Source organism: Streptomyces sp. NTH33, assembly GCF_003236365.1.
Taxonomy (GTDB): Bacteria; Actinomycetota; Actinomycetes; order Streptomycetales; family Streptomycetaceae; genus Streptomyces.
In genome coordinates this window covers 1-9598 of the sequence record NZ_POTZ01000279.1, presented here as the reverse complement: position 1 = coordinate 9598, position 9598 = coordinate 1, and the positions used below count along the sequence as shown (strand labels likewise).

Genomic DNA, 9598 nt, shown 5'->3' with positions numbered 1-9598 from the left:
GGAGACTGCCTTCCCGCCCCCTGCTCTGCTCACCAGGTCCGCAGTACCCGCTCAGGGCAAGGGCCCCGCCCCAGGGGGTTCCGCGCCCCGAATCCGGCGGGGACTCCGTCCCCTGCACCCCTGGCGGGGCGCTGCCCCAGGACCGGCGGATACCGCCTTCCCCGCCGTACCCCGGCAGGATCCTGGCCCGGTAGGGGCGGGGACTCCGTCCCCGTACCCCTGCTCTGCTCGTCAGGTTCGCGGTGGCCGTTCAGGAGATGCGCAGGCGGGTGGCCGCGCGGTTTCCTCGGGGGGTGACCGGTGTGACGCCCTTGGCCTTGCCGAGGCCGGATTTGGGCATGTTCATGTAAATGGATTCGTAGGCGCCGGCCGGGACGACGTACGTCTCGTGCCAGAAGCCGACCCTGCCCCTCCCCTCGCGCAGCCGCCGGTTGAAGGCGGACCAGGCCGGGTGGTGCTTCCTGTCGGGCGCGGCGGCGTAGGCGAGGAGCTTCTCCGCGGACTCCCAGTACTGCACCAGCTGCACCTCGCGGGGCCCGGCCAGCAGGGCCCTGTAGCCGAGGAGGCCACTGTCCGGGTCCTGGGCCAGTTCCTTGAGCATCGGCCCCATCGCCCTGGCCACCGGCCACCAACTGCGCACCGCGGCAAAGCTGTTGATTCGCATTCCGATGAGGAAGACGACCACCTCCCCCTCGCTCGCGGCGGTCGTGCGCCCTTCGATCGGCCTGGCGCTCACGCTCATGACATCCCCCGTCCTCGATCGCCCCGAGCTATTGGATAGCTCTACTATCTAGATGGGATAGTGGCACTCCCCAACAGGGGAGCGCAAGAGGGAAAGGCCGGCACGGACATGCGACTGGCGGAGCTGAGCGCACGCAGCGGTGTCTCCACCGCGACGATCAAGTACTACCTGCGCGAAGGGCTGCTGCACCCCGGCCGTCGCGTCACGGCCACACAGGCCGACTACGACGAGGGGCATCTGCGGCGGCTGCGCCTGGTACGGGCGCTGATCCAGGTGGGGCGGATCCCGGTGAACTCCGCCCGTGAGGTGCTCGCCGCCCTGCAGGACGAGCACATGGACCGCCACCAGCGCCTGGGCACCGCCACCTGGGCCCTGCCGCACGGTCCGGAGCCCGACGAGACGGACCCGGCCACCGAGGCCGCCCGGCGCACCGCCGACGAGCTCATGGACCGGCTCGGCTGGCGCTGTGGCGGCACGTCCGGCCGGCCCCCGGCCGCACCGGCGTACGGGATGCTGGTGACCGCGATCGCCGCCCTCTCCCAGCTCGGTTACCCGTGCGCCACCGAGGACTTGGAACCGTACGCCCGTGCCGCGCAGCGGATCGCGGTCAGCGATCTGGACCTGGTGGAGCGCTACGGAACGCCCGACGAGCAGGTGGAGGCCGCGGTGGCGCTGACGGTGCTGTACGAGCCGGTGCTGCTCAGCCTGCGCCGGCTCGCGGAGGCCGAGGAGTCGCGCCACCGGTTCGGCGGGGAGTGACCACGGACACGTCGAAGGGCCCTCCCGAGGGAGGGCCCTTCGTCTCGCGTACCCCCGACCGGATTCGAACCGGCGCTACCGCCTTGAGAGGGCGGCGTGCTAGGCCGCTACACAACGGGGGCGTGGACGCTGCGTTTCCGCAGGTCCGAGCTGGTCTACCTGGACTCGAACCAAGACTAACTGAACCAGAATCAGTCGTGCTGCCAATTACACCATAGACCAATGATGGTTTAGACCAGTCGTACCCCCGACCGGATTCGAACCGGCGCTACCGCCTTGAGAGGGCGGCGTGCTAGGCCGCTACACAACGGGGGCCTTGATCCCGAAGGATCCGTACCCCCGACCGGATTCGAACCGGCGCTACCGCCTTGAGAGGGCGGCGTGCTAGGCCGCTACACAACGGGGGCTTGCGGATGTGATCCGCGGTGCAGATAAGCTCTGCGAGCTGGCCTACCTGGACTCGAACCAAGACTAACTGAACCAGAATCAGTCGTGCTGCCAATTACACCATAGGCCACTGGAACGCAAGCCCCTGAGGGGATCCCGTTCTAGCATTGCGCCTGTGGGTCCGGGTCTGTGCCCCGCGGCGCAGGAAGAACATTACCCGAAGGTGGACGGGGCTCCAAAACGCATATCCGTGCCGAGGATGTCGGGAAGTTCGCCGAGCGAGGCGATCCGGCGCGGACCGGCGTCCCCGACCGGGGCGGTGTGCACGCCGTCGCGGTCGATCCAGACGGAGAGCAGCCCGGCCTCGGCGGCCCCCCGCCCGTCGATCTCCGGGTGGTCGCCGACGTACGCCACCTGGTGCGGAGCGAGCTCCAGCGCCTCGCACGCCGCGTGGAACGCCCGCGCCCGGGGCTTGGACACCCCGAGCTCGGCGGCGCACAGCACGGCCTCGAAGCGGTCGCGCACACCGAGCGCGCGCAGCTTGGGCTCCTGGGCGCGGAGGCTGGAGTTGGACAGCACCGCGTGCCGGTAGGCGCCGGCGAGGGCGTCCAGGGCGGGCAGCACGTCCGGGAAGAGCGCCCAGGCGGCCTCGTAGTGGCCCAGGTACCGCTCGAACCACGCCTCGGTCTCGTCGTCGGTCAGCTCCGGCCTCCCGAGGAAGATCCGCACCCGGTCCCGCCGCTGCTCCTCGAAGGACGCCTCTCCCGCCGAGAACCGCGCCCACTGCGCGTCGGTGATCCGCCTCCAGTGCGCCAGGGCCTCCTCCGCGCTCCCGTACGCGTCGAGCAGCCCCTCGGTCACCAGATGCTCCCGCATGCCGACGCGGTCGGCGGTGGTGTAGTCGAAGAGAGTGTCGTCCACGTCCCACAGGACAGCCCTGATCGCCATGCCACCGACGGTACCGCCGGACGGGCGGGGAGGGTCCCGAACTCTCCTGAGCAGCCCGTGGGCAGCACGTGGGCAGCACGTGAGCAGCACGAAGGGGCGGCACCCGGGAACGGGTGCCGCCCCTGACGTACGGGTGCGCCGTCCTACGCCGTCAGCTTCGCCAGCGCCGCGTCGATGCGGGCCAGCGCCTTCTCCTTGCCCAGGACCTGGAGGGACTCGAAGAGGGGCAGGCCGACCGTGCGGCCGGTGACGGCGACGCGGACCGGGGCCTGGGCCTTGCCGAGCTTGAGGCCGTGCGCCTCGCCGGCGGCCAGGACGGCCTCCTTCAGGGACTCGGCGGAGGTCCAGTCGGCGGTCTGGAGCTTCTCGCGGGCCGTGCGGAGCAGGGCGTCCGAGCCCTCCTTCATCGCCTTGGTCCAGCTCGCCTCGTCCTCGGCCGGCTCCGGCAGGAACAGGAAGTCGACGTTGTCCGTGATCTCGGACAGGACCTTCAGACGGGTCTGGGCGTGCGGGGCGATCGCCTGCCACCTGGCCTCGTCGAAGTCCTCCGGGGCCCAGGGCGCGAACGGGGGCTGCAGCCACGGGCGGCAGCGCTCCGTGAAGTCCTTCACATCCAGCAGGCGGATGTGGTCGGCGTTGATCGCCTCGCACTTCTTCAGGTCGAAGCGGGCCGGGTTGGGGTTCACGTCCGCGATGTCGAAGGCGGCCACCATCTCCTCGACGGAGAAGATGTCCTGGTCCGCCGAGAGCGACCAGCCGAGCAGCGAGAGGTAGTTGAGCAGGCCCTCGGGCAGGAAGCCGCGCTCGCGGTAGAGGTTCAGCGAGGACTGCGGGTCGCGCTTGGACAGCTTCTTGTTGCCCTCGCCCATCACGTACGGCAGGTGGCCGAAGAACGGGATCTCCTTGGCGATGCCCAGCTCCAGCAGCGCCTTGTAGAGGGCGATCTGGCGCGGGGTGGAGGAGAGCAGGTCCTCGCCGCGCAGGACGTGGGTGATCTCCATCAGGGCGTCGTCGACGGGGTTGACCAGCGTGTAGAGCGGGGCGCCGTTGGCGCGGACGATGCCGTAGTCCGGGACGTTCTCCGGGGTGAAGGTCAGCTCGCCGCGGACCAGGTCGGTGAAGGTGATCGTCTCGTCGGGCATGCGGAAGCGGACGATCGGGGCACGGCCCTGGGCCTTGTACTCCTCGACCTGCTCGGCGCTCAGGTCGCGGCAGTGGCCGTCGTAGCCGGAGGGCCTGCCCGCGGCGCGGGCGGCCTCGCGGCGGCTGTCCAGCTCCTCCTGGGAGCAGTAGCAGTGGTAGGCGTGGCCGGCGTCCAGCAGCTTCCGCGCGACGTCCTTGTAGAGGTCCATGCGCTGCGACTGGCGGTACGGCGCGTGCGGGCCGCCGACCTCGGGGCCCTCGTCCCAGTCGAAGCCCAGCCAGCGCATCGCGTCGAGCAGCTGGTTGTACGACTCCTCGGAGTCGCGGGCGGCGTCGGTGTCCTCGATGCGGAATACGAATTGAGCGCCGCTGCCCTGGTGGTGCCGGGCGAACGCCCAGTTGAACAGGGCGGTGCGGACCAGGCCCACATGGGGGTTACCGGTGGGCGAGGGGCAGAAACGGACGCGTACGGGGGAGCCTGATGCGCTAGCCACGCTGGACAACCTTGTTGGTGAGAGTGCCGATGCCTTCGATGGTGACGGCGACCTCGTCGCCGACGTTGAGGGGGCCGACCCCTGCCGGGGTGCCCGTGAGGATCACGTCGCCGGGGAGCAGCGTCATGGCCTCGGAGATGTTGACGATCAGGTCCTCGATGGGGTGGATCATCTCGCTGGTGCGGCCCAGTTGCCGCTGCTGACCGTTGACGGTGAGCTGGATGGTCAGATCGGCCGCGGCGGCGATGTCGATGTCCGTCTCCACCCAGGGGCCGAGCGGGCAGGAGGTGTCGAAGCCCTTCGCCCTGGCCCACTGCTTCTCGCGGCGCTGGACGTCGCGGGCGGTGACGTCGTTGGCACAGGTGTAGCCGAAGATCACGTCCTTGACGCGTTCGCGCGGCACCTCGCGGCACATCCGGCCGATGACCACGGCCAGCTCGGCCTCGTGGTGCAGTTCCTCGGAGAAGGAGGGGTACTGGATCGGGTCGCCGGGGCCGATCACCGAGGTGGAGGGTTTGAAGAAGGCGAACGGGGCGTCGGGCACCTCGTTGCCGAGTTCGCGCGCGTGCTCGGCGTAGTTGCGGCCGAAGGCGACGACCTTGTTGGGGAGCACCGGCGGCAGCAGCCGTACCTTGCTCAGCGGCACCTTCGTGCCGGAGAGCTCGAAGTCCGCGAACGGGATGCCCTTGATGATGTCGAGGACGAGCTCGTCCGGCTGGTCGCCCTCGACCGCGCCGAAGGCGACGTTCCCGTCGATGGAGAACCTGGCGATGCGCACGGGTTGCTTGGCCCCTTGGCTTGAGCGGCTGGAGTCTGACGCTCCAGGCTAACGCGGCCAGAGGCCCCGGACCTCGCGCATTACGGCGCACAGGGCGCGAAGAAGGGGCGCCCCCTGGCGCGGGACGCCCCTGCTCTCCCTGTGCGGGTGGCCTGTTCGCCGGCCGCTGTGGACATCCGGCGGCCGGTCCGTGTACTACTCGGCGACGGCGGCCGCGACCGGCACGTCCATGAGGACGGTGCGCCGGGGGTTGGCGGTCTGGGCGGGAAGGGAGACGGAGTGCTCCGGCTGCTCCGGCGTCTGCGGGACTTTGGCGTCCGTGAGGTGCGTCAGCGTCGTGCGCCGGGGGTTGGCTATGGTGCGGAACATCATCGTCTTCACGGTTGTACGAGACCTTCTCGTCTACGGGCGCCGGGGCGTCGGGCGACCCCCGCGCCGGGTTGTCGGATTTGCCAACTCTGTAAAGCGTCAGGCTAAACATTCAATTCCCGACGGAAGTCGTGAAGGGCTCGTGGTTTCGGTGTGAGTTTGCTCACGGACCCGTCGACAAACCGGGCAATTCCCCGGAACACCCTCCGCCGTCGAAACGGACATTGACCCACTGAAGCCATCATTCCGCTCCTGATCATGGCGACTGGGACACCTCTTGTGACTCGTGGGTACGTAGAGATATGTCCCCTATGGGCGAGATATCTTTCCACGCCGTGTGACACGACACTCACGTGCCGTCACGGAGGTCACAGCCTGGTCCTCACGCCTTGTTGGAGATCCGGCACTGTGCTGGAATGCCACGGACCGCCGCAGGATCGTGCCGGCGCGCAGGGGCGCAAACAGCGCCGAGTGGCGGCGAGACAGGGGGAACCAGCGCCGGTCACTCACGACCACCAGGGGAAGCGTTTCAGGGCGCTTCCCACCACGCCGACACCGTCCTTCCGTTCGCGCGGAGGGGCGCCTGGTCCAGAGGTTGCGACGCTAGTGCAGGGACGTTTCAAGAGGGATGGCAGCGCTTCGGCGGAGCCGGAGCCGCACGGCGGGACTGGCCCCATGGCCGTCAGCTCCTCGCCCCAGCACGCCCAGAACCCGGGCCACGGCCCGGCAGGCGACAGCGGTGAGCGCCCCGGCGCGGCCGGCGGGCCGGCGTCGGCGAGCACCGCCCCGGCGGTCAAGCCGGCCAAGGGACCGGTCGGCTCCGGTTCCCGCATGGCGATGCGCAACTGGCGCATCTCCACGCGTCTGGTGTCGCTGCTCGCACTCCCCGTGGTCGCCGCGACCACGCTGGGCGCGCTGCGCATCGACCAGAACATGGAGGACATCCAGCAGCTCGACAACATGAAGCTGCTGACGGACATAACCCAGCAGGCCACCGAGCTGGCCGCCGCGCTCCAGGAGGAGCGCGACCAGTCCGCCGGCCCGCTGTCCCACACCTCCGTGGCGACCGCGATCACCGTCAAGGGCGTCCGGGACAAGACGGACCGGGCCCTGGACAACTTCGTGGCCGCGTCCGACGAGATCGACAACGCCAGCAAGAGCGGCAATCTCCAGGGCGTCCGCGACACCCTCGTCGGCATCGTCAGCAACCTCAACGGCCTCAGCAAGATCCGCAAGGACGCGTACACGGCCAGGGCCAACTCGTCCCGGACGGTCGACCGGTACCACCGACTGATCACCGATCTGCTCTCCCTCTCCCAGGACATGGCCGAGGCGACCAGCAACCCGGAGATGATCCAGCGCACCCGCGCCCTGGCCTCCTTCTCCTCCGCCAAGGAGTACGCCTCCGTCCAGCGTGCCGTGATCGCCGCCGCCCTGCCGCCCGGCAACACCGTGGCCGGTGACCTCTCCGAGAACGACCGCCTGTACGCCCAGGCGGCACTGGAGAGCCAGACCTCGGACCTCAACAGCTTCCGCAACATCTACGGCGACGGAGCCGAGGAACTCCTCAGGCCCATGGAGGCGGGCAACCCGACCATCCTGGCCGCGGACACCTACGCCAAGCGCGTGCTGGACAGCACCAACGGTCTGAGGCAGGCGAACAAGCGCTCCTACCGCGACTGGGTCGACGACAGCTCCACCAAGATCCAGCAGATGAAGAACATCGAGCTCAGGCTGCTCGAGGAGATGGACCAGAAGGCCCGCGAGCTGCGCAAGACCACCGAGCGCGAGGCCATCATCTCCGGTGCGCTGATCCTGCTCGTCCTCGGTGTGTCGCTGGTCGGCGCCTTCGTCATGGCCCGCTCCATGATCCGCTCGCTGCGCCGGCTGGAGGAGACCGCGACCAAGGTCGCCCAGGAACGTCTGCCCGAGCTGGTCAAGCATCTGTCCGAGTCGGACCCGCAGGACGTCGACACGTCCGTGGAGTCGGTCGGTGTGCACTCCCGGGACGAGATCGGCCAGGTGGCCGCGGCCTTCGACGACGTGCACCGCGAGGCGGTCCGCCTCGCCGCCGAGCAGGCCCTGCTGCGGGGCAACGTCAACGCGATGTTCACCAACCTCTCGCGCCGCTCCCAGGGTCTGATCCAGCGTCAGCTGTCGCTGATCTCCGAACTGGAGTCCCGCGAGGCCGACCCGGACCAGCTGGCCTCGCTGTTCAAGCTCGACCACCTCGCCACGCGCATGCGCCGTAACGGCGAGAACCTCCTCGTCCTCGCGGGTGAGGAGCCCGGCCGCCGCTGGACCCGCCCGGTCCCGCTGGTCGACGTGCTCCGTGCCGCCGCGTCCGAGGTGGAGCAGTACGAGCGCATCGAGCTGGCCTCCGTGCCGACCACCCAGGTCGCCGGCCGCGTGGTCAACGACCTCGTGCACCTGCTCGCCGAGCTGCTGGAGAACGCGACCTCGTTCTCCTCGCCGCAGACCAAGGTCAAGGTCACCGGTCACGCGCTGCCCGACGGACGGGTGCTGATCGAGATCCACGACACCGGTATCGGTCTGTCGCCGGAGGACCTCGCCGCGATCAACGAGCGGCTCGCCTCCCCGCCCACCGTGGACGTGTCGGTCTCCCGCCGCATGGGCCTGTTCGTGGTCGGCCGTCTGTCCCAGCGGCACGGCATCCGCATCCAGCTGCGCCCCTCCGACTCCGGTGGCACGACGGCGCTGGTCATGCTGCCCGTCGATGTCGCCCAGGGCAACAAGAAGCCGGCCGTGGGCAAGCCCGGTGGCCCGTCCGCGGGCGGTCCGGCGGCCGCGGCCGCCGCCGCCGGTGCCGCCGCGGCACGCCGCCAGACGGGCGGCGGTGCCCTCGGCGGTGGCGCCCCGCAGGGTGGTGTCGGCCGGCTCGGTGCCGGAGCCGCTCCGCGCGGCCAGGTCGGCGCCGGCCAGGGTCCGCGGGCCGCGCTGCCCGGCGTGGGCCGCCAGGGCGGTCTGGGCTCGCCGCGCGGGTCGCAGGGTCCGGGCCAGCCGCGCGGGCCGCAGGGTCCGGGCCAGCCGCAGCAGGGCCGTCCGGCCCCGGCGGGCGCGGCCGGTGCCTTCGGCGGCCAGGCGCCCGACGGGCCGCAGGGTCTGCAGGCGTCCGGGCCGGGTGCCCCGCAGGGCTTCGGCGACGGTCGGCGGCAGGACGTCTTCGGCGGCGGCGCCCACGGTGCCGTACCCCCGCAGCGGGCGAACGGCAGCGAGCAGGGCCGGCAGCCGCAGCTGCCGCCGCGCGGCGGTGCGCGCGCCGAGCTGCCGGGCGGCAGCGGACCGTCCCGTACGCAGGACTGGGGCAACGAGAACGCGGGCGGCCGGGCCGCCCTGGACACGCCGCGCGGCCACGACGAACAGGACGCGGCGCAGTCCTCCCGGATGCCCCGGTTCGACGAGCGCCAGGGGCCGGGCTCGACGACGGAGATGCCCCGGATCGACGACCGGCAGGTGCCGGGCTCGACCGCGGAGTTCCCCCGTCCCGACTTCGACGCTCCGCCTCCGGGTGCGGGCGGCGCGCAGCACACGGGCCAGTTCGTCCGTCCGGACGTCTTCGGTCCGTCCGGGCAGAACGACCCGTCCCAGACGGGCCAGTTCACGGCCCCGCAGGGCTACGACAGCGGCTCCACGGGCCAGTTCACGGCCCCGCAGGGCTACGACAGCGGCTCCACGGGCCAGTTCGCCCAGCCGGGCCACCAGGACCCCGCGTCCACGGGCCAGTTCGAGCGGCCGCAGCCGGGCGGTCCCGCCGGCTTCGGCGGCCTGCGCGGCCCTGCCGCCCAGCAGCCGCAGCAGCAGCGGCCCGACGACGGCTGGGCCCTGCCGCCGGCCCCCGGTCCCGGCGACGGCCGTACGCCGCTGTACGACACCCTGGAGACCAACTGGTTCCGCGGTGGCCGGCAGCAGAGCGGTGAGCCGGCTCCGGCGGCGCAGCAGCCGCAGGCCCCCCCGGCC

Annotated in this window: 7 protein-coding genes and 5 tRNA genes; 2 read left to right on the top strand and 10 right to left on the bottom strand. The window is 70.9% G+C overall.

The window, feature by feature from the left end; all coding sequences use genetic code 11:
- Nucleotides 1–250: 250 nt before the first annotated feature.
- Nucleotides 251–742, bottom strand: a complete 492-nt coding sequence (locus tag C1I97_RS23950) for a DUF4188 domain-containing protein (protein ID WP_111005250.1) — start codon at nucleotides 740–742, stop codon at nucleotides 251–253.
- Nucleotides 743–850: 108 nt separating this feature from the next.
- Here C1I97_RS23950 and C1I97_RS23945 point away from each other — a divergent pair, with 108 nt between their 5' ends.
- Nucleotides 851–1501 (top strand): MerR family transcriptional regulator, encoded by a 651-nt coding sequence (locus C1I97_RS23945; protein WP_111005249.1) that lies wholly within the window; start codon nucleotides 851–853, stop codon nucleotides 1499–1501.
- Between the two features lie 49 nt (nucleotides 1502–1550).
- Here C1I97_RS23945 and C1I97_RS23940 read toward each other — a convergent pair.
- From C1I97_RS23940 to C1I97_RS23900, 9 genes are all read right to left on the bottom strand, one after another.
- A tRNA-Glu gene (locus C1I97_RS23940) sits at nucleotides 1551–1623 on the bottom strand.
- 28 nt (nucleotides 1624–1651) lie between these two features.
- A tRNA-Gln gene (locus C1I97_RS23935) sits at nucleotides 1652–1723 on the bottom strand.
- A gap of 20 nt (nucleotides 1724–1743) precedes the next feature.
- A tRNA-Glu gene (locus C1I97_RS23930) sits at nucleotides 1744–1816 on the bottom strand.
- Nucleotides 1817–1835: 19 nt separating this feature from the next.
- Nucleotides 1836–1908 (bottom strand) — tRNA-Glu (locus C1I97_RS23925).
- Nucleotides 1909–1946: 38 nt separating this feature from the next.
- Nucleotides 1947–2018 (bottom strand) — tRNA-Gln (locus tag C1I97_RS23920).
- 83 nt (nucleotides 2019–2101) lie between these two features.
- Entirely contained in the window at nucleotides 2102–2836 is a 735-nt protein-coding gene (locus tag C1I97_RS23915) for an HAD family hydrolase (RefSeq protein ID WP_111005248.1), read from the bottom strand.
- Between the two features lie 143 nt (nucleotides 2837–2979).
- Complete coding sequence (gene gltX / locus C1I97_RS23910) at nucleotides 2980–4473, bottom strand: glutamate--tRNA ligase (RefSeq protein ID WP_111005247.1); 1494 nt, start codon at nucleotides 4471–4473, stop codon at nucleotides 2980–2982.
- Nucleotides 4466–5251 (bottom strand): fumarylacetoacetate hydrolase family protein, encoded by a 786-nt coding sequence (locus tag C1I97_RS23905; RefSeq protein WP_111005246.1) that lies wholly within the window; start codon nucleotides 5249–5251, stop codon nucleotides 4466–4468. Before C1I97_RS23905 ends, gltX begins: the two co-directional genes overlap by 8 nt.
- Nucleotides 5252–5446: 195 nt before the next feature.
- Nucleotides 5447–5632, bottom strand: a complete 186-nt coding sequence (locus C1I97_RS23900; RefSeq protein WP_111005245.1) for a hypothetical protein — start codon at nucleotides 5630–5632, stop codon at nucleotides 5447–5449.
- 594 nt (nucleotides 5633–6226) lie between these two features.
- Between C1I97_RS23900 and C1I97_RS23895 the strand changes: the two genes are divergently transcribed.
- Nucleotides 6227–9598: sensor histidine kinase (locus C1I97_RS23895; RefSeq protein WP_111005251.1), on the top strand; the 3372-nt coding region annotated here is incomplete at its 3' end.

Coding starts and splice junctions, on each gene's coding strand:
- C1I97_RS23950 (WP_111005250.1), bottom strand. CDS start 742: ATGAGCGTGAGCGCCAGGCCGATCGAAGGGCGCACGACCGCCGCGAGC.
- C1I97_RS23945 (WP_111005249.1), top strand. CDS start 851: ATGCGACTGGCGGAGCTGAGCGCACGCAGCGGTGTCTCCACCGCGACG.
- C1I97_RS23915 (WP_111005248.1), bottom strand. CDS start 2,836: ATGGCGATCAGGGCTGTCCTGTGGGACGTGGACGACACTCTCTTCGAC.